The 19,508-nt window shown below is 51.3% G+C and carries 22 protein-coding genes; 10 read left to right on the top strand and 12 right to left on the bottom strand.

Features of this window, described 5'->3' with window-relative positions; translation table 11 throughout:
* The first annotated feature begins 23 nt into the window (after positions 1–23).
* Complete coding sequence (locus QMZ65_RS07240; protein WP_283215685.1) at positions 24–566, top strand: YbhB/YbcL family Raf kinase inhibitor-like protein; 543 nt, start codon at positions 24–26, stop codon at positions 564–566.
* A gap of 35 nt (positions 567–601) precedes the next feature.
* Here QMZ65_RS07240 and QMZ65_RS07235 read toward each other — a convergent pair whose 3' ends face one another.
* The 3 genes from QMZ65_RS07235 to QMZ65_RS07225 all read right to left on the bottom strand — a co-directional run bounded on the left by QMZ65_RS07235 (position 602) and on the right by QMZ65_RS07225 (position 2,740).
* Positions 602–1,465 carry a substrate-binding domain-containing protein gene (locus QMZ65_RS07235; protein WP_283215684.1) on the bottom strand — a complete coding sequence of 288 codons (864 nt, stop codon included), beginning with the start codon at positions 1,463–1,465 and terminating at the stop codon, positions 602–604.
* A gap of 119 nt (positions 1,466–1,584) precedes the next feature.
* Positions 1,585–2,226, bottom strand: a complete 642-nt coding sequence (locus QMZ65_RS07230; RefSeq protein WP_283215683.1) for a LysE family translocator — start codon at positions 2,224–2,226, stop codon at positions 1,585–1,587.
* A gap of 67 nt (positions 2,227–2,293) precedes the next feature.
* On the bottom strand, positions 2,294–2,740 hold the full coding sequence (locus QMZ65_RS07225) for an NUDIX hydrolase (protein ID WP_313377453.1): 447 nt from the start codon (positions 2,738–2,740) through the stop codon (positions 2,294–2,296).
* Positions 2,741–2,895: 155 nt separating this feature from the next.
* Here QMZ65_RS07225 and QMZ65_RS07220 point away from each other — a divergent pair, with 155 nt between their 5' ends.
* Positions 2,896–3,285, top strand: a complete 390-nt coding sequence (locus QMZ65_RS07220) for a prolyl endopeptidase (protein WP_097119064.1) — start codon at positions 2,896–2,898, stop codon at positions 3,283–3,285.
* Positions 3,286–3,341: 56 nt separating this feature from the next.
* Here QMZ65_RS07220 and QMZ65_RS07215 read toward each other — a convergent pair whose 3' ends face one another.
* Positions 3,342–3,695, bottom strand: coding sequence for a DUF1428 domain-containing protein (locus tag QMZ65_RS07215; protein ID WP_034829871.1), 354 nt, complete (start codon positions 3,693–3,695; stop codon positions 3,342–3,344).
* Between the two features lie 178 nt (positions 3,696–3,873).
* Between QMZ65_RS07215 and QMZ65_RS07210 the strand changes: the two genes are divergently transcribed.
* The 4 genes from QMZ65_RS07210 to QMZ65_RS07195 all read left to right on the top strand — a co-directional run bounded on the left by QMZ65_RS07210 (position 3,874) and on the right by QMZ65_RS07195 (position 8,332).
* The gene (locus QMZ65_RS07210; RefSeq protein WP_283215682.1) at positions 3,874–4,557 is read left to right on the top strand and encodes a RipA family octameric membrane protein; all 684 of its coding nucleotides are present in this window, start codon (positions 3,874–3,876) and stop codon (positions 4,555–4,557) included.
* Between the two features lie 100 nt (positions 4,558–4,657).
* Positions 4,658–5,185, top strand: a complete 528-nt coding sequence (gene blc / locus QMZ65_RS07205) for an outer membrane lipoprotein Blc (RefSeq protein WP_097119063.1) — start codon at positions 4,658–4,660, stop codon at positions 5,183–5,185.
* A gap of 455 nt (positions 5,186–5,640) precedes the next feature.
* Complete coding sequence (locus tag QMZ65_RS07200; protein WP_255253288.1) at positions 5,641–6,189, top strand: hypothetical protein; 549 nt, start codon at positions 5,641–5,643, stop codon at positions 6,187–6,189.
* A 427-nt stretch (positions 6,190–6,616) separates the two neighbouring features.
* Positions 6,617–8,332, top strand: a complete 1,716-nt coding sequence (locus QMZ65_RS07195; RefSeq protein ID WP_283215681.1) for an ABC-F family ATP-binding cassette domain-containing protein — start codon at positions 6,617–6,619, stop codon at positions 8,330–8,332.
* 75 nt (positions 8,333–8,407) lie between these two features.
* Here the strand turns inward: QMZ65_RS07195 and QMZ65_RS07190 are convergent, their stop codons facing one another.
* From QMZ65_RS07190 to QMZ65_RS07175, 4 genes are all read right to left on the bottom strand, one after another.
* On the bottom strand, positions 8,408–9,211 hold the full coding sequence (locus QMZ65_RS07190) for an anti-sigma factor family protein (protein ID WP_283215680.1): 804 nt from the start codon (positions 9,209–9,211) through the stop codon (positions 8,408–8,410).
* Entirely contained in the window at positions 9,208–9,675 is a 468-nt protein-coding gene (locus QMZ65_RS07185) for a sigma-70 family RNA polymerase sigma factor (protein ID WP_230599210.1), read from the bottom strand. Before QMZ65_RS07185 ends, QMZ65_RS07190 begins: the two co-directional genes overlap by 4 nt.
* A gap of 75 nt (positions 9,676–9,750) precedes the next feature.
* Complete coding sequence (locus QMZ65_RS07180; RefSeq protein WP_283215850.1) at positions 9,751–10,287, bottom strand: tetratricopeptide repeat protein; 537 nt, start codon at positions 10,285–10,287, stop codon at positions 9,751–9,753.
* A gap of 3 nt (positions 10,288–10,290) precedes the next feature.
* Positions 10,291–10,887, bottom strand: a complete 597-nt coding sequence (locus QMZ65_RS07175) for a cytochrome b (protein ID WP_283215679.1) — start codon at positions 10,885–10,887, stop codon at positions 10,291–10,293.
* Positions 10,888–11,059: 172 nt separating this feature from the next.
* Between QMZ65_RS07175 and QMZ65_RS07170 the strand changes: the two genes are divergently transcribed.
* On the top strand, positions 11,060–12,235 hold the full coding sequence (locus QMZ65_RS07170; protein WP_283215678.1) for an efflux RND transporter periplasmic adaptor subunit: 1,176 nt from the start codon (positions 11,060–11,062) through the stop codon (positions 12,233–12,235).
* Entirely contained in the window at positions 12,232–14,166 is a 1,935-nt protein-coding gene (locus QMZ65_RS07165; RefSeq protein ID WP_283215677.1) for a MacB family efflux pump subunit, read from the top strand. Before QMZ65_RS07170 ends, QMZ65_RS07165 begins: the two co-directional genes overlap by 4 nt.
* Positions 14,167–14,242: 76 nt before the next feature.
* On the opposite strand, the gene QMZ65_RS07160 is transcribed toward QMZ65_RS07165, so the two are convergent.
* Entirely contained in the window at positions 14,243–15,070 is an 828-nt protein-coding gene (locus QMZ65_RS07160) for a MurR/RpiR family transcriptional regulator (protein WP_283215676.1), read from the bottom strand.
* Between the two features lie 174 nt (positions 15,071–15,244).
* Here QMZ65_RS07160 and QMZ65_RS07155 point away from each other — a divergent pair, with 174 nt between their 5' ends.
* The gene (locus tag QMZ65_RS07155) at positions 15,245–16,801 is read left to right on the top strand and encodes a maltose/glucose-specific PTS transporter subunit IIC (RefSeq protein WP_283215675.1); all 1,557 of its coding nucleotides are present in this window, start codon (positions 15,245–15,247) and stop codon (positions 16,799–16,801) included.
* Positions 16,798–17,487, top strand: coding sequence for an N-acetylmannosamine-6-phosphate 2-epimerase (locus QMZ65_RS07150; protein WP_160834267.1), 690 nt, complete (start codon positions 16,798–16,800; stop codon positions 17,485–17,487). The genes QMZ65_RS07155 and QMZ65_RS07150 overlap by 4 nt, the downstream gene beginning before the upstream one ends.
* Before the next feature lie 69 nt (positions 17,488–17,556).
* Here QMZ65_RS07150 and QMZ65_RS07145 read toward each other — a convergent pair whose 3' ends face one another.
* The 3 genes from QMZ65_RS07145 to QMZ65_RS07135 form a co-directional block, all read right to left on the bottom strand.
* A complete protein-coding gene (locus QMZ65_RS07145; protein ID WP_034829885.1) occupies positions 17,557–17,772 on the bottom strand; it encodes a YdgH/BhsA/McbA-like domain containing protein in 216 nt (71 codons plus the stop codon).
* A 338-nt stretch (positions 17,773–18,110) separates the two neighbouring features.
* Positions 18,111–18,422 carry a cupin domain-containing protein gene (locus QMZ65_RS07140; RefSeq protein ID WP_097119056.1) on the bottom strand — a complete coding sequence of 104 codons (312 nt, stop codon included), beginning with the start codon at positions 18,420–18,422 and terminating at the stop codon, positions 18,111–18,113.
* An 86-nt stretch (positions 18,423–18,508) separates the two neighbouring features.
* Positions 18,509–19,414, bottom strand: coding sequence for an MFS transporter (locus tag QMZ65_RS07135; protein WP_283215674.1), 906 nt, complete (start codon positions 19,412–19,414; stop codon positions 18,509–18,511).
* Positions 19,415–19,508: the final 94 nt, after the last annotated feature.

The following is a 19,508-nucleotide window of genomic DNA, read 5'->3' as shown; positions in this document are numbered from 1 at the left end:
CCCGTCCTTGTTGAGGAGCAATAATGAAGAAGTTAATGACCCTACTCTGCTTAAGCAGCCTGCCACTGTTTGCCCATGCGGCGGTGTTTTCGCTTAAGTCAGCAGACTTCGCCGATAACGGCGTGATGAAGAAAGCATTGGGTGGCAATGATAAGAACAATCTCTCCTGCAGCGGCAAAAACCTGTCGCCCGCGCTTAGCTGGGCCAATCCGCCCGTGGGCACCCAGAGTTATGTGCTACTGCTGAACGATCCGGCTGGCGCCAAAGGCTTGGGGGTGACGCATATGCTGGCGTACAACATTGATGCTACGCGTAACAAATTCCAACAGGGTGAGTTAAGCAAAGGAGGAAATTTTAGCTATGGCACCAATACGCCCGGCACGCAAAACTATTATGGCCCTTGTCCACCCGCAGGCGCGGGCTATCACCACTACAATTTTGTGCTGGTGGCGACCGACCTTGCGAACGGCACTTTACCCGCAGGACTCAGTCACACTGAGTTAGTCGCAAAATTGAAAGGTCACGCGCTGGGTTCTGCTAGCCTGGTCGGGCGTTTAGAGAATTGATTGCAGCGGGTCGCCGGCCTGGCGACCCAATAAAATTAGTGTCGAATCGCACAACCACACTGCGACATTTCACCCGGGACATATTTTCCGTGATGGGAGTGACGCACCTGCAACTCACCTTGCTGCCAGGCGTTGCCTGTATCAGCACGGTTTTCCAGTAAACGATTCAGTGCTTCGTTGACCAGCAAGTCACGACGCTGTGCCCAACTGGTCAGATGCCAGGTTGAGGCGCGGGCTTCATCCACATCATCAAAACCTACGACTGCCACGTGTGCGCCCTGGCCAAAATCGCGCACTGCCTGCAATGCACCAAAGGCCAGCACATCGCTTTCGCAGAACAGTGCATTAATGCGCTCGGCTGCACGGGTTTTCTTCAGGTAGGCCATCATGGTCTGATAAGCCAGTTCTCGATCGTTAGCCCCGGCCACCAGCTGAATGTTCAGCGTTTTATGTTCTGCCTCAAGGCTGGACACCATGCCTGCCATTTGACGCGCGGGATCGGCCTGCTGATGACTGTGCATAAAGCCAAAGCGTTGATGTCCTTGAGACAGTAACAATAACCCCATCTCGGCACCCGCATCGAAACCATTGGCAATCACGACCTCAGCACCTGCTTCACGGCTCTGGCTTAAATGCACCGTCGCCACGTCAGGCAATAGTTTTGCTGCGGTATGCAATTCATCCTCAAACAGGGATGTCAGAAATACCAACCCCGCCAGCGGCAAAGATGCGGCATTCTGCAACATACGTTGATAGCTTTCTGCTGAATCGACATTCAGCAACAGCGTCACTAAACCACGCGCGTTTAACTGGCGCGTCATTTCATTCAGCATCGTGACGGTATTTGGGTTGGTGAATTCATCGCTGACGATGCCGATGATATTGGGATTAACGGCCATGAACGAGCTCTCCTGCAACTTAGCGTGCGGTCATTATTTTGTAGGTAACGTAAGACACTTCACGTTACCCGATTAAGTCGCTATCGCCAATCATCAGACTTGCTGTCTCTTCTGCATTTTTAACGTCGGGTCAGGGCCAGGCGAATTCCCAGGCCAATGAATGTCATACCGACGATACGATCCAGCAGCTTTTGCAGCGTAATGTTGCGCGATACTGCACTCGCAGCACCGCCCGCCAGCAGGGCAAACGTCACATCAGTGATCAACCCAATCACCGCGTATGTTAGTCCCAACAGCAGGAAGGAACTCGCATGATAGTTACCCTCTACCACGACGAATTGTGGGAAGAACGAAATGAAAAACAATAACACTTTGGGATTAGTGATAGATGTAATAAAACCGCGTACTAAAAGATTACGTGTATTGGAGCGTGGCACCTGAGTCTGTGAGCGACATCCCTGTGGTTTGACAATAAATGTTTCCCACACCATCTTGCCACCTAAATAAATAAGATAAGCAGCCCCGATATATTTAATCGCTGTAAATAACATCGGCGAGGCGATAATTAACGCCGTTAAGCCTATTGCACTGGCCAACGCATGCGTACAGCTGCCCAGCGCCACACCGCTCGCAGATATCACGCCGCTGCGTCGCCCATTGGCCACGCTTTGCCCGACCACATAAGCGAGGTCCGGACCCGGCGTGATACACAGCAGAAATACCGAAACGAGGAACAGGGGAAAATGGATGATATCCAGCATGTTAACTCCTTGTTGAAGTGGCGTTTGTTGTACTGAGTATGGCCACGTAATCCAATCTGATGACGATTTATTTTGAGACAAAGTAACGAAGGTAGAGCTGATACTCTTCGCTCATATTATCGGGCATATCATCAGTGGTGAAGAATGCCAATGACAACCCCTCACTCTTATCATTTATTAAACTACCATGCCATTTTTTTGACCAGTAAAGGGCGGTGACAACATTGATTTCATCGTTATTATTAAGCGTAAAAGTAAATTCTTTGCCAGAAAAGACTTTCAAAAAATGAAGTTCATCAATATCAATATTCGTCTCTTCTTTCACTTCACGCACAGCGGTTTGTTCGAGGCTTTCACCCGGTTCCATCAACCCACCGGGTAGTCCCCAGCTTCCGTCTAATCGCTGTTGTAGTAAAATACGTTGCTTATCGTCAAGGATGATGACGTTCGCTCCCACAAGCAGCAACATACGATGTCCAACTAAGGTTCTCATCTCGCTGACATAGCTCATCATGTTCTCCATCCCGTTTAGAATTAAGAAAAAATAGCGTTAATTCATGACGATTTAGCAACGCCAATACACAATGCGCACGCATTGCGCCATCACTCTTTTGTCGCCGCTACAGTATGAGTGACAGGACTAAACCTCATCGTCATGGAGTTAAACTTGTGGCAACACTTACCCTACGCGTAGCGCGACCAGTTTCACAACTGGAGCTCAGTCGTGAACTTTATCAATCAGGATTGGGACTGGATGTGATTGGCGCCTTTGAAGACCACCAAGGCTTCAATGGCGTGATGCTGGGAAAAGCAGATGTGCCCTGGCATCTGGAATTCACACAATGCACTTCGCATCCGGTCATCCCTTCACCCTCATCAGAAGATCTGTTGGTGCTGTATTTACCCGAGCGTGATAGGTGGCAGCAAACATGCCAGCAAATGGTATTGGCGGGATTTGTACAGATTGATTCGTTCAACCCATATTGGGATCAAAACGGAAAAACGTATCAAGATCACGATGGTTATCGAACCGTCATACAGTGTCAGCAGTGGCCGTAGCCTCTCGCATGCCTGACCGCGACAGAAATGTGCAGGGCGCCGACGCGCCCTGCACATTACTCTTCGAGTAGAATCGAGAAACCGCCGTAAATCATTCTTTTGCCATCAAACGGCATGTTTTCGCCCATCTCTTTCATCCGCGGATCGGACATCATTTTCTGATTGGCCGCATCACGCACTTCACGTGAGGGATATTCAATCCAGCTGAACACCACTGTTTCTCCCTCTTCCGCTTTCACCGACCGATAAAAATCCGTGAGCTTGCCTTCAGGTACATCATCTGCCCAGCACTCCACGATGCGGGTGGCACCAAACTCCTTAAACAGCGGCGCTGCTTTGGCCGCCATGGCACGGTAATCCTCTTTATTAACTTCAGGCACCGCAACGACAAAACCATCTACGTACGACATAGGCTATTCCTCCGTCGTGCTGTACACGGCCGACAGTGACCGCAGAGTAAAGTGTACAAATGATGTGCAAATCATGAGCAACTGCAGCACTGAAACTGCGTGTTGTCTCGCAGATTCCTGCCTGCGGCCGAAATTGCGTTACACTGTGCACCTCGATAGTTACGCCATCAGGATAGTTATGCGCATCACCATTGATTCGGCCGATCAGCCGTTTATTCACCGTTTGCTCGGAGAAGAGATAGGGCAAGTGGATACCCAATCCAGCGACACGCGTTTACAACACGCCCTCGACATCGCTCGGCAGCAGAAAAATCACGAAGCGGAACTCGACTGGAAACGCAATGCGGTGTTTTTAGCGTTGTTTATTTTCTTCTATGCCGTCCTGGGCGCCTCGCTGACGCTGGATCTCACCGCACAAGCACCCAGCCACAAAAGTTTGGTGTATGCATTAGAAGCTGTCCCCGTGCTGATCGCCTTTTCCGGTCTGTTTGTCTCGTTGTTATTCCTGTTCTTCACCCGCAGCAGCGCGCGACGCCTGCGCAGTTGGGATCAAGGCATTTTTGTGCTGGAGAAATACGTTGGCACCAACCTCTATAAGCAAATCAATGAGATGGGCGCTCGCACTACCAACTATTCACAGTCAGCCATTAACGTTGCGCTTGCCCTGTTTATTTGTGTGACCTGGGTGGTGATGTACAACTACTTCACCTTTACCACCAGCGGCGTGATTGGCAGCGTGATTTCTTTGTTTATCACCACCATGACCTACGTGATACTCGATATTCAGTTGTTAAAGTCAGGCACCTCTATTGCGATTGATGAGCCACTGATTCCGGCTGACGAAGATAAAGAGAAGAAATAATCCCCTGCATCAGGTGGCCTAAGGGCCGCCTCGATATTTCTGGCCTATAATCATGCTGACATACCCTTTAATACGGATCAGGATCGATTAAGGAGCAGTAATGAAAATATGGCCCATCGCCGCACTTGCCGCGTTATCGTTAACGCTGGTTGCCTGTAAATCCCCGACGCCACCAAAAGGTGTCACGCCTATCAGCCCTTTTGATGCCAACCGCTATTTGGGCAAATGGTACGAAATCGCCCGCCTGGATCACCGCTTTGAGCGCGGCAAAGATCATGTCACAGCCACTTATACTCAACGCAACGATGGCGGCATAAACGTGCTGAATCGTGGATATGATTCGGTGAAAAAAGAGTGGAGTGAGAGTGAGGGCAAGGCCTATTTCACCGGCAAATCGGATACCGCAGCGCTTAAAGTCTCCTTTTTTGGCCCGTTCTATGGCGGCTATAACGTGATCGCATTGGATGATGATTATCAATACGCGCTAGTGAGCGGTCCAAATCGGGGTTATTTATGGATCTTGTCGCGAGAGCCGAAGCTTCCGAATCAAGTGAAAAAACAGTACCTGGCTATCGCGCAAAGGCTGGGGTTTGATGTGGATAGGCTCATCTGGGTGGATCAAGGTTAAAACTGCACTCAGGAATGAAGTCATTCTACTTTCCATCCCTGTGTAGTTCAGCATAACCGGGCGTGAGATTCTGGTTATGCTGCAGCGTTGGGGTGGAGAATCTTCAATCGGCTTATGACCAATAACTTGCAGGCTTGCAACCTATCACGGGTTACCCCTTATTGGATGAGGAACACATCATTCAGTGAAAAGTGTACATGAATGATTTATTTGAACGAATCCCTTATTTATTAATCATATAACCAGGCATGTTTATAATGCGCTTCTCTTCGCAATATTGCCCTTTCAAAAAAGCTGCTAAAATACGTCATCGTCTATGATTTCATCAGTATAAAATATCTTTATCTGAAATTTCAAAGCTCTGATCATTCTGACTTGTCAATCAACATGTTGAGTCAACCCATCAGGTTGCTGTTCGCTTTTTTCATTATCGCATTGCCAGTGGTGAGGAAAAAATGAATGAAATAACAGAAGATTCCCCCAGAACAAATCTCAGATTATTATGGGGCTTACTGATTGTATTAACACTCATTTCGCTGCAGTGCCCAGCGAGCGAAATTAACCTATATTCCATCAACACGGGTTCCTACGTTTATCATCTGACCGGGAATCATGGGCAATACACTGAAAATTTTGAGAATAACTTCTTTTCGGTAGAAAGAAAATTGTCCGAAGATTCCACCTATAGCGTCCTGATCGGCACCATGAAAAACAGCTTTGACGATCGCTGTCTTGCGTTAGGGGTGAGAAAAGACTGGAAAACCTGGGATGATGGCTGGACCTTTAAAGGTATCTACGGCTACACCGGTGAGTTTTTTTTCGATGCCTTTAAGGATTGTGGCGATCACGGTTCCTATCACGACTTTAAAAAGGCCACCGGAATAGGATTCTCACCCTATATTTATCATGGCTTTCAATATAATTTCACACCCTATTTCGGCATTGAATCGGGGATTATTATCCCCTCGGTATTTGTTATCACCATTCAATGGAGCTTTAGATAAAATCTGAAATTTGACGTACTGATTTTTCCAGCTAATCGAGAATAATTGTCACTAGCTCGAGGAACCTGTTCAGGGGGAGATACCGTTGCACTACGCAAGTTGGAAAATCATATCTTTTGACCGGGCATGGCCTGTGGCTTCACAACATCGCGAATATTCTGTGGATAATGCCAGCCCAGGTGACTATCATCAACCCACCCTACTCACTACTGATAAATAAGGAGGATTACTATGCCATCGTGTGAATTGTTTATTTACTCACACTTTTATAGTAATTGGCCGCGCTCAGCTATCTCTGCATTCGTGCTGCGATAATCCGCCTGAGCGAAGTCTACTGAAATTCTCAACCCTTCCTCCGGCTTACCGGGTTGTCGTCAGCAGTTTTTGACGTCAGGCGTTCGCATGCCTGCAACTTATGAGTAAGCACATGAGCACATTACTATCCGCACACGCTGTCGGCTTTGATAACGCCTTCGGTACCCTTTTTCACGACATCAATTTCAGCCTCAAAAAAGGTGATCGCATTGGGCTGCTCGGTGATAACGGCACGGGAAAAAGTACCCTGCTAAAAATCCTCAGCGGTGAACTTGCAAGCAGTCAGGGCAGCGTTACGTTAGCCAACCACTGTTTGCTGGCGCGAATTGAGCAACATCTTCCCACTCTGCTCCAGCAAGCCACGCTGCTGACAAGCGTGATTGCGCGTCTGCCAGAACAGCAACAGGTCAGTGAAGCCTGGCGAGCGGAAGCGCTACTCTCTTCGCTGGGGTTCGATGCTGAACAGCATACCCAAACGGCAGCCACGTTGAGTGGCGGTCAACATATGCGGTTACTGCTGGCGCGTGCACTTATTCTCCAGCCTGATCTGCTGTTACTGGATGAACCCAGCAACCATCTGGATCTTCCAACGCTGCTTTGGCTGGAACAGTTCCTGATAAATTGGAAAGGCAGCTTTGTGCTGGTGTCACATGACAGCACCTTGCTGGATCAGGTCACCAATTGCAGCTGGATCCTGCGCGATCAAACCCTGCAATTCTTCCGCCTGCCCTGCTCCGCTGCCCGACTAGCGCTGGCCCAGCAGGATGAAACCGATGCGCAACGTTATCAGGCAGAACAGAATGAGATTGAGCGCGTCGAAAAAAGTGCCAAACGGCTGGCAATTTGGGGACGTACCTACGACAACGAAGGTCTGTCGCGTAAAGCGCAGCAAATGGAGAAACGCGCCAGTTGGTTGAAAGAGGCACAAACCACGTTGACCGAAGGCAGTCTATGGCGTCTTCAATTACTGGGAGAAGCGCTGGATGCCGATCGGGTGCTGGCGCTGACTGAAATGCACATTCGCCCAGCGGAGAACGCGCCTGCGTTGTTTTCGTTACCCCGCCTGCAGGTTAAAAGCGGCGACCGCATCGCCATAGTGGGCCGCAACGGCAGCGGGAAATCTTCGCTGCTGCGCCAACTCTGGCTGGAATACCAGCGTGAGACCACCACACTGTTTCATCCGCGTGCAAAGCTAGGTTATTACGACCAAAGCCTCACGCAATTGCTTGATGAGGAGAGCCTCAACGAGGCACTGGCGCATTTTGCCCCTCTAAGTGACGACCAGCGAAAGATGGCTCTGATAGGTGCGGGGTTCCCTTATCTCCGTCATCAGCAATTAGTGGGCTCGCTGAGTGGCGGTGAACGCTCACGCCTGCTGTTTGTCGGGCTGACACTCGCGCGCTATTCCTTATTGCTGCTGGATGAGCCCACCAACCATTTGGATATGCTGGGTAAAGAGGAGTTGGCAGCCGCCCTCAATCAGTTCGAGGGCGCGGTGTTGCTGGTGTCGCACGATCGCAATCTGATCGCCAGCAGCTGTAACCGTTTCTGGCTGATTCAGGATCAGCAACTGAGCGAGTGGCATGACTTTGAACCGGTGATTAAGCAACTGAGTGCCAAACAACCGTCAGACAGCGAGACCGTAAATGTTCTGTCCGTGACGTCTGAATCGTACAACGATGAAGATGCGCTGCTGCTGGCGTTGTGTGATCTGGAAAGCAAGCTGGATGAAGATAGAGAGCGTAAGCCCAAACATCAAAAACCGGCGTTGCAGGCACAATGGCGCGATGAGATTGCGCAACTGAAACAGCAGTTGGGCATCCTTTAAGCGAACTTCCCATCAATACGCCCCTGCGATATTTGTATCCTGCATCCCAGGGCATAATGAGTGATCACTGATAAATTACACCAGAGCGGCGCTCAACACCTGCGCCGCTCGTTTTAACTGATCAGCAGGATTGCGCCCAATCAGCACGTACTGATATCCGCTGCGATGCCACCACACCAGATTCATACCGTGCCGTTTTTCCTGCGCCAATGCACTCTGTTTACTCGCATCTTCCCGCGAAATACACAGGGCCATCGGACCGTAATTGCTGTGATTCCAGGCGATTTGAGTGATCAGTGAATCGTCGTAGCGCAGCATACGCACACTTTTCAGGCTCGCTTCAGGAAGCGTCAATTGCTCAGTCGTCAGACGCAGATCGAGGTCGCGCGCCGTGCGTTGTAATGAACGCGCTAACACCTGTGGCGAACTGTCGACATCCGCCAACGTTTCCGGGCTATAGAGCGACATATATTGTGCTTCCAGTTCACGTATTCGCGCGCTCTCATCCTGTTCAGCTTTCGCGACGGGTCTGGCCCAAAAACCGACGGCACTGCCCACCAGCAGAAAACTGACTGATGCTGCGATCAACGCACGGCGGCTAACCTGAACAGCCTCTTTTATCGGTGCGGATGGCGTGTTTTCGAGCAGGTACGCCAGTCGTGACTCCATACGCTCCAGCGGCGCCTCATCCAGCATTGGCGCGAACGCATCCGCAAAAGGTTGATTGCTTTTCATCAGCTCAGCCGTCCGTGCTGACAACGTTTCACTGCGCTTTAATTCGGTTTCAAACGCCTGAGCATCCTCCGCGCGCATTTCACCATCCAGCCAGGCAACGATAGCTTCGTCGGCATAGGGCGAGGTAAATCGTGGTGCATTCACAAGCGTTTCTCCTGTACCGCAGGCCGCGCTGTCACTGCGCTGGCTAAAGTAGTGCGTGCCGCAGCGAGGCGGCTCATGATGGTTCCAATCGGTACGGCCAGCGTGTCGGCGGCTTCCTGATAGGTAAAACCCTCGACATAAACTAAAAATACCGCGTTGCGCTGTGCCTCTGGCAACTGCCCAACCCGTTGCATCACTTTGGCATATTGCATGCGCTGTTCATTGTGTTGTTGATGGTCGGGAGCGAGCAATTCATCACTCTCGACGAATCCCTGCCCCATGCGCACCCGCTGCGCGCGCAGTTCGTTGATCCAAACGGAGTGCAGCACGGTAAACAGCCAGCGATCGATGCGTGTGCCCGGTGTGTACTGGGCGCTGCGTTCCAGCGCCCGCACACAGGTGGACTGCACTAACTCTTCGGCCACATCTTTATTACGCGATAACACCATCGCGTAACGCCACATACGCGTCAGATGCGCCGCCAGATGTTGACGGACTTCAGTGCTGGTAATGTTTCTATCCTCCGTCAACAGCGGTCATCAGGACTCAGGGTGACCATTAATGGCCGCGTGCAAATCCTGATACTCTTCACACTTCACACCGCACAGCGATTTGATGATAGTGAGCTGCTCTTTAGCCAGATCCGGTCGGCCTTTGATCATCCAGGCTTCACCTAAATATTCACGCACCTTGGCATATTTGGGGTCTAGTGCGATCGATTTCTGATAGTAACGCATCCCTTCGTCGGTGCGGCCCAGTTTACGTGTGGCGTAGCCGCGATAATTCCATGCCTCTTTGGTGTTCTGATTGTGCAACGTATCCAGTAACGTCAGCGCAGCTTGATACTCGCCTTTTTTCGCCAGTTGGTAGGCGTAATTCGTCTTATCCTCATCACTCAGCATGCTGGTTTTTTCCGGCACGCAGGATTTGGTTTTGCTGTCATAAACCTGCCCTTTCGGACAGTCCGGGGTTTTCTTGTCACTGTCGTCATCTCCCATGGCGAATGCAGTCTGTGCATGTAACACCATCAGCAATACTGGCACGGCAAACCAGCGAACCTGATTCATCATCTTCATCATTCATTTATCCTCGCGGAGGGGCATCGAATCGCGCAACGGCAGCATACGGCGCAGCACGTTGTCACGCAGAACGTAGTGATGGAGTAACGCCGCCAGCGCATGCGCACCTGCCAGGCTAATCAGTGCCCAGGCAACGTTAATGTGTAATCCCGCCAGCGTGTGACGCAGTGCGGTATCGACATGAATAAAGGTTGGAATATCGAACAGGCCAAAGAAATTAAACGGTTCCTGTTGCGACCAACGAAACAGAAAACCCAATACAACCTGAGTGAATAACAACAGGTACAACAAGCCATGAACGGCATGCGCGATGATGCGCATCGGCGTGCTGCTTTCAGCTGGCGCCACGGCCAAATGCGTCTGACGTTGGCAATAGAAACGCCACAGTGGGCGCACAATCATCACTAAAGCCAGCAAAATGCCAAAAGAGATATGCCACGCCTGTAAACCCTTGCGCAGCGGTGTGCCCTTTTCCAGTTGTTCCCAAATGTGCGCCGAGGCAAACAGAAAAATGACGCTAAACGCAGTGATCCAGTGCAGCGTCATGCTGAAAGCGTCATAGCGTTGACGTGAGTTTTGGCGCGCCGGAGCGGACATAGCATTTCCCAAATAGTGAGTGGTTTAGGGGTAAACAACTCAACGACGATTTCTATTCGAAAAATTTTCATTTTTTTCTCAACGCACCCAACTTAATGCAGAAATCCTGACGAATTTTCTCCTGTTTGTTGCATTTAATGATTACTATTCTCGCTTCATTAAAGGGATGCTTATGTTGAATACCTCTAAAAAGCGGCTTTTGGTCGCGATCGCTATTTTGGCGATCATTATTCTGGTCTGGGCCTACAGCAGTTCAAGACCAAAACCGAATCCACTGGTCACTGCCGTGGTGCGTCAAGGCGACATCGAAAACGTCATCGCTGCGACCGGCAAGATGGACGCTATTGAGCGCGTCAATGTCGGTGCGCAGGTTTCAGGTCAGGTGAAAAAGCTCTATATCAAAGCCGGAGATAACGTCAGTAAGGGCGAGCTGATCGCTGAAATTGACGACCAGCCACAGCGCAGTGATTTACGCAACGCGCAGGCTGCACTGAGCGTCGCGCAAGCCGATCTGGAAACACGTGAAGCGACGTTGGTCAGGCAGGATGCGCAGTTCAAACGCCTGCAGCAAATGATTAAAGCCAACCTGGTGTCACGTCAGGATTTTGACGAAGCGGCAGAAGCGTGGAGCACCGCACGTGCTGAGTTGACGGCGCAAAAAGCGCGCGTCATTCAAGCACAAATTGAGGTGGACAAGAAGCAGCTCGATCTCAGCTATACCCGCATCATGGCACCGATGGATGGCACGGTGATCGCCATCGTGACCAAACAGGGCCAGACGGTTAACGCCGCGCAGAGCGCGCCGACCATCGCCAAGCTGGCGCAACTGGGCACCATGACCATTAAAGTGCAGGTTTCCGAAGCGGACATCACCAACATCCACCCCGGCCAGCAAGCCTGGTTTACCACCTTCGCCAATCCCGATAAACGCTACAACGCGACGCTGCGTAGCATTGAACTGGCACCCGAATCGGTGATGAAAGATGATGCCTTGATGTGCAACAGTGAGAGTACGCCGGCCAGCAGTACCAATGCTGCCATTTATTACAATGCGTTACTCGATGTTCCCAATCCCGATAACACCCTGCGCATCTCAATGACCGCGCAAGTTAATCTGCTGCGCGACACTGCGAAAGACGCGCTGTTGATTCCGGTACAGGCAACGAAAAAAGACGCGGAAGGCAAGACCTTTGTCGAGGTGGCGAACAAGGAGAATCAGCCTGAGAAACGTATTATCACCACTGGTATTTCAGACAGCGTTGATATTCAGGTTCTCAGCGGCTTGAAAGCCGGTGAAAAAGTCATCCTTGCTACCCAAGCCGCCGGTGCGGACAAGGTGGTGATGTGAGCTTGATCGAACTGAAAAACATTCAGCGCAGCTATGTTAACGGTTCAGAATCTTTGCATGTGCTGAAAGATATCAATTTGCAGATCGCCAGTGGCGAAATGGTCGCGATCATTGGCCCTTCCGGCTCAGGCAAATCCACATTGCTAAATATTCTCGGCTGCCTGGATGCCGCCGACAGCGGTCACTATTTTATTTCAGGCCAGAATACCGCTTCACTGTCACCGGATGCGCTGGCGAAAGTCCGTCGCGAACATATTGGTTTTATTTTTCAGCGCTACCACCTGATGCCGGACCTTACCGCATTAAGCAACGTCGAAATTCCGGCGATTTATGCCAATTTACAAGGGCAGTCGCGTCGGGAGCGTGCTGCTCAGTTGCTGGAGCGACTGGGACTAAAAGGCCGTGAACACCATAAACCGGGCGAACTCTCTGGTGGCCAGCAGCAGCGTGTGAGCATTGCGCGCGCACTCATCAACGGCGCTGAAATTATTCTTGCCGATGAACCCACCGGCGCGCTGGATTCCCATTCGGGCGAGGAAGTATTACGCATCCTTCATGATCTGAATCGTGATGGCCACACGGTGATTATCGTCACGCACGATATGAAAGTGGCACAGCACGCTGACCGCATCATCGAAATCCAGGACGGTGAAATTTTTGCTGACAGCGGGCCAAAAACAGAGGCGACGCGATCGCGCTATCAGCCAATGGTGAGCAGAAGTCAGAGCAAGCTGCGCGGATTTGTTGATCGCCTGCGCGAGTCAATGCGCATGGCGCTAAATGCCATGAATACGCATCGCTTACGCACCGCACTCACCATGACCGGTATTATCTTTGGTATTGCCGCTGTCGTCACTGTCGTCGCGCTTGGACAAGGTGCGCGTGAAAAAACGCTGGAGAGTATTTCCGGTCTCGGGACGAATGTGGTGTCCGTGTATGCCGGCGGCGATTTCGCCGAAGATGATGCGCATCCGGTGTTGACGCTGGTGATGGCGGATGCCGATGTGATTACTCGCCAGCAGTTTGTCGACAAAGTCAGCCCTGAGCTGCTCTCGACCCAGCCGATCCGTTATCTCTCCAACTCGTCAAAAGCATCCGTATCGGGCGTCGGCAAAGATTACTTTGAGATTCAGGGCATCAAACTCACCGAAGGCAGCAACTTCAGTGATGAACGCCATGCCCGGCAAGAGATCATCATTGATACCAATACGCGCAATAAGCTGTTTGCAGCCAATGAAAACCCCATCGGAAAAATGATCGTGTTAGGGTCTGTGCCGGTGCGAGTCATTGGTGTGGCGCATGAAGATAACGGCATTTCGCCCAATCGTCTCAGCGTGTGGCTGCCCTGGAGCACCATGATGTACCGCATCAGTGGGCAAACAGCGCTCACAAGTATCAGCGTTAAGCTTAAAGATGATGTGGTCAGCGGTCCGGCGGTGGAATCTCTCACGCAACTATTGACTGCGCGCCATGGCACCAAAGACTTCCTGATGTTTAACCGCGATAAGTACCGCAAAGCGATTGAAGGGGCAGCAGCCACCTTGACCTTGCTGATTTTGATGGTGGCATCGATTGCGCTGATGATCGGCAGCATCGGCGTGATGAATATTATGCTGGTGTCCGTCACCGAACGAACGCATGAGATTGGCGTGCGTATGGCCGTGGGTGCGCGGCGTGGCGATATCATGCAGCAGTTTATGATTGAGGCGGTGCTGGTATGTTTGGTTGGCGGTTCACTCGGCGTGGCACTCTCACTGGTGATCGGTCCGCTGATTAGCCTGATGGCAGGCGGTGTACTGACAGCCATCTACTCATGGGAATCCGCGGGGGCAGCTTTCGCCTGCTCCACTATTATCGGCATGATTTTTGGTTATTTGCCTGCGCGCAAAGCTGCCCGTATGGATCCGGTCGCCGCGCTGGCGAGTGAGTAAATGTATCTTCTCGGGTGCGCATCGCTGCGCACCGATTTTTCCGTCATGTTGGGATTGAGAGCGACTTACATTACGGTTAGATCAGCATCGGCAATGTGGCACTGGCCGTTTGCTGACTAGCAGTGGCGTAATGCGCATCATGTGCCATCAGCTCCCCCATTAACGCCTCAACCAGCAACATCGCCCCTACCTTCCCACTCAACGTTCCGGCATTAAGTGGGCCTTCCGGTCGCGCCGCCACCAGCAACATATCCGCCAGATTGCCCATCGGGCTGCGCAGCGTATTACTTAGCATCAGCACCTGAGCTTTGCGCTTCTTCGCCACATTGACCACATGTATCAGATCTTTGGTGGAACCGGAAGCAGAGATCGCGATGACCAAATCACCTTCACCCAGGGTCGAAGCATTCATGGCCGCACGATGCATATCACCAAACAGCTGCGCGGATTTGCCCAGCCGTAGTAGACGATAATGCAAATATTCACCGGTTATCGCGCTGGCAGCCACACCATAGATTTGGATAGAACGCGCCTGATGCACCGCCGCACCTGCCTGCTGTAAAACCTCGCGATCAATAAATTTTCCGGTATCGCGCAGCGCCTGCACCGACTCTTCCACCAGCGCATCAACCGGATCGCCCGTTGCTGCCAGCGTGGGCTGACTCTGCTGCACATCCAGCGCCAGCGCCATCTTAAATTCGGTGTAGCCTTTGCAACTCAGGTTGCGGCACAAGCGCGTCACGCTGGCTTCGCTGGTGTCCGTCTCTTTCGCCAATTCGGTAATGGTGAGATACAGCACTCTCTGCGGTTCGGTCAGGATGAAGTCGCCCAGCTTTTGCAGCGCCGGACTGTAACCCGGCAGGCCCTGCTTCAGATGCAGCAAAATATTTCCATTGTCCGTCATGACACCTCTCCATTAGCCAATATTGATGGCGCTTAGTGTGCGTAAAGGCCCTGCTTTGTGCCAGCAGAATTCATTATAAGTGAAAGCTATCACACTAATGGTAGTAATTTTCATCCGATTAAGTAGATTGTGATAATAATTTTTACCACAACAACACTTCGGGGATAAAAATTTATGTCAATGTTCAGTGGAGCCTCTTCAGGAGGCTGGTTTGAAAAAGCGCAACGTTTTGGAAAATCCTTTATGTTGCCGATCGCGGTATTGCCTGCCGCCGGCTTGCTGTTGGGCATTGGCGGCGCGTTATCCAATCCCAACACTGTTAAAGCCTATCCGTTTCTGGATATCGCCTGGCTACAAGGGGTGTTCACCATCATGGCCAGCGCAGGTTCGGTGGTCTTCGCCAACCTCGCTGTGCTGTTTGCGGTGGGCGTGGCGGTAGGTCTCGCGAAAAGCGACAAGGGCACAGCAGGACTGGCATCTCTGCTCGCCTATCTGGTGATGAATGCCACCATCAATGCCCTCTTGATGCTAACCGGCGTGCTGGCCAGCAGTAATCTCAGTGCCGTGGGTCAAGGCATGGCGCTCGGCATTCAAACGCTGGAAACGGGCGTATTCGGTGGCGTGGTGATTGGGCTGGTCACGGCGCTGCTGCACAATCGTTATAACAAAATCGCCCTGCCGCAATTCCTTGGCTTCTTCGGTGGCTCACGTTTCGTCCCGATTATTAGCTCGTTTGTGGCGATTATCGTTGGTGCAGCAATGACCCTCGTATGGCCGCACTTCCAAAAGCTGATTTTTGGCATGGGCGGATTGGTCGATGCCACGGGGTATTTTGGCACATTTATCTATGGCTTTGTGCTCCGCATGCTCGGGCCATTCGGCTTGCATCACATCTTCTATCTGCCGTTCTGGACCACCGCATTGGGCGGTAGCGAAATGGTGAATGGCCATCTTGTTGAAGGTACGCAGCGCATTTTCTTTGCTCAGTTAGCCGATCCGAACACCCAGCAGTTTTACTTGGGGACTGCGCGTTTTATGTCGGGCCGTTTTATCACCATGATGTTCGGACTGCTTGGTGCCTGTCTGGCGATGTATCACACCGCCAAGCCCGAGAACCGCAAACGTGTGGCCGGTTTGTTGTTGTCCGCCGCCCTTACCTCATTTCTGACTGGGATCACCGAACCGATTGAGTTCTCGTTCCTGTTTGTGGCGCCGGTGTTGTATGTAATCCACGCGCTTTTCGATGGCCTGGCCTTTATGATCGCCCACATTTTACACATCACCATTGGGCAAACCTTCTCCGGCGGATTAATCGATTTCATTCTGTTTGGTGTTTTGCAGGGCGAAGCGAAGACGCATTGGATGTATGTGCCGTTGGTCGGTGTGCCGTGGTTCCTGCTCTATTACTTCACCTTCCGCCTGCTGATTGCTCGTTTCAATTTTAAAACGCCAGGCCGTGAAGATATCAGCATCGATACCTTGCCAGTTGCCGCTGGCGAACGCCCTTTGCAGGTGATTGAAGCGCTGGGCGGTAAAGACAATATTGCCGAACTTGACTGCTGCGCCACACGTTTGCGTATCACACTAAACGACAGTTCTAAACTTAATGAAGCCGCATTGAAGGCCACGGGCGCTCGCGCGGTTATCCAGCGTGGCAACGGCGTACAGGTGATCTATGGCCCGCACGTCACCATTATCAAAAATGAAGTTGAGGAGTTACTCGCGCTATGAAAGTAAACATGCTGGAGCAAATTAAAGGGAAACTGGTGGTGTCTTGTCAGGCACTGGAAAATGAACCCCTGCACAGCGCCTATATCATGTCGCGTATGGCATTAGCCGCGAAGCAAGGTGGCGCGTCGGCAATCCGCGCCAACAGTCTGATCGATGTAGAGCAGATTATGCAAACCGTGGATTTGCCCATTATCGCCATTATCAAACGAGATTATTCAGGCAGTGATGTATATATCACTGCCACGCTCAAAGAGGTCGATGAATTGATGGCGGCGAATCCAGCGATGATCGCGCTGGACGCCACGCAACATCAGAGGCCTGGCGAACTGCAGTTGCCGCAGTTGGTGGCGGCGATTCGTCAACGCTATCCGCAGTTATTGCTGATGGCAGATATCGCGACAGTTGATGAGGCGTTGCTGGCGGATGAACTCGGCTTCGACTGCGTAGGTACTACGCTGCATGGCTACACGGCGGAAACGCGCGGAAAGTATCTGGCGGCAAATGATTTTCACTTTCTGCGTGAAGTATTAACAGCAGTGAAGGCGCCAGTGATTGCAGAAGGCAATGTGGAAACACCTGAGATGGCGGCGCAGTGTTTAAAACTGGGCGCGCATGCTGTGGTGGTCGGTGGCGCGATAACCCGTCCTCAGCAAATAACGCAGCGTTTTGTCAACGCAATCAGCTAATACGTTTTATTAGGCCTTAAATAGCAAAGCCGCCCGAAGGCGGCCTTAACGCTGAAGCGGAAACTGAACTTATTTGTACAGTTCTGCCGTCATGTGCACACGGTTGTTGGTGTTCGCTTCAGTGATTTTATACTGAGCGCCCTGCTGTTGTGCGACTGCGGCAACTTTCGCTTCGGCACCGTCAAGAGTTGAAGACTCAACGGAGATGCTCTGGGCAAAGCTGGCAGCAGACATCAGTGAAAGAGCGGCGGCAGCGGCGATGGTCAGTGTTTTGATAGTTTTCATGGTTTTATTCCTTTGGGTTGTTTGTGAAGGCTGTGTGCCTTCGATGGAAATAATAATACCCCAGGTTACCATTACCATATTAACTATTAGTGCGATCATGATGATCCAACTAATCATGCGCAGCGTTACTGTCACATTGACTGTCATAATGATCAGGATGTTATCCACATTTCAGGTGAAAAGACTGCGCGCTAACCTGTGGATAAATCACCTCCCACCGCCAACCACGCCAGCTGCACTGCCGTGGTTACTTTTCGTACGAGCTTGTACCTGATTGCTCACTCATCTCCTGTTACGCCTAACGGATCAAATCGTTACCGATTACGGTTAGTGTGGTTTCATACCGAATCCTCTTTCTCAACCACCAGTACCCGCGCGGCGCCCTGCGGATGGGCAACATGCTCGGTTCCCACACTGGCAAAGAAAATATCACCGACATTCAACATCACTTTCTGTACTTCGCCCTGCTCGCGGTAATGCATTTCTACTGCACCATCCAACACCACAAAGACCTCTTCGCCGTCGTTGATGTGCCAGCGATAAGGTTTATCAGTCCAATGCAATCTGACGCTGGTACCGTCGAAATTGGCAATATCGACGGCATCCCAGGCTTTGGCTGGAGTAAAGTTTTTACTGATGATGGTTTTCATGCGGATCCTAAATGATTGAGATTGCGCACTATCTTAACGGTAAGGCATAGATGGATGAGGACATGCATCGACCCTTTTCGGACAGATTAATTCCTCACCACGGCGAACTTACGCAAAGCAACAATATTCATCACGGCCAGTATTGCTGCGGCAATAAAGGTCATCGCCACCTGGCCGGGAATATAAGCCATAAAGGCCGCGAGAAATTGCCCGGCAAAGATTGCCATCGATAAACGCGCCAGTTGTCGTCCACGCTCATGCGGTTGGCTGGTTTCAACCGTCATATGGTTGACCAGAGGCACTGACAGGCCAAATCCTATGCCTAACAGGATGCCGCCCGGCAGGCACAGCAGCATGTCCGGTGCAGCAGCAAACTCCAGGTGCGCCAACATATAACAAACGAACGCCATGATCAGGGTTGGATAAGGACCAAATTGCAGTGCCACATGCGGCATCAACGCTGCAGCCAACACGGCCACCAGCGAAACGAATGACAGAAAATACCCGATATGAGCGGCATTAACGCCCAACGCGGCAAAGCGTTGTGGCAGCATGATGATGGCGGTAAAGAAACACATCATGGAGCAGATGGCCGCCAGCAATACCGGACGCAATGCCCGATCGCTGTTGGTTGCGCCTTCATCCCTGGTTTCAGTGACGATTTGCTGTTGCGGACGTGGAAACAAAATGACCACCAATGCGAGCAGCAACCAGGACAAAAGATAGAGTGCATAGGGATAGCGCCAACTCAAGGAAGCCAGAATCCCGCCAATAAATAAAAACACCACTCCACCAAGTTCGATAGCCATGCCCTGACGCGCCATCATTTTAAGTCGTGCTTCAGCCTGATAAAAACTGGCAATTAAACTGGTTCCAGCCGACATCACTACGGCGGTAAAACAGCCTAATAGGACACGATCAATGATCTGCAGGGGTGCGCCGGGTAACCAGGCACCCGCCACGCCCAATCCGCCGTAACAGAAAAGACCCACAAGAAGCATGGGGTAAGTGTAATAGCCCCCGTTTAAACCGGACACTTCACCAGTAAGACATAGTCATAGAGCTATGTTTAAGGAGTGTCCTGTG

This window comes from Pantoea sp. EABMAA-21, from assembly GCF_030053335.1.
GTDB lineage: Bacteria > Pseudomonadota > Gammaproteobacteria > Enterobacterales > Enterobacteriaceae > Pantoea > Pantoea communis.
This window is presented reverse-complemented; position numbering and strand designations above follow the sequence as displayed.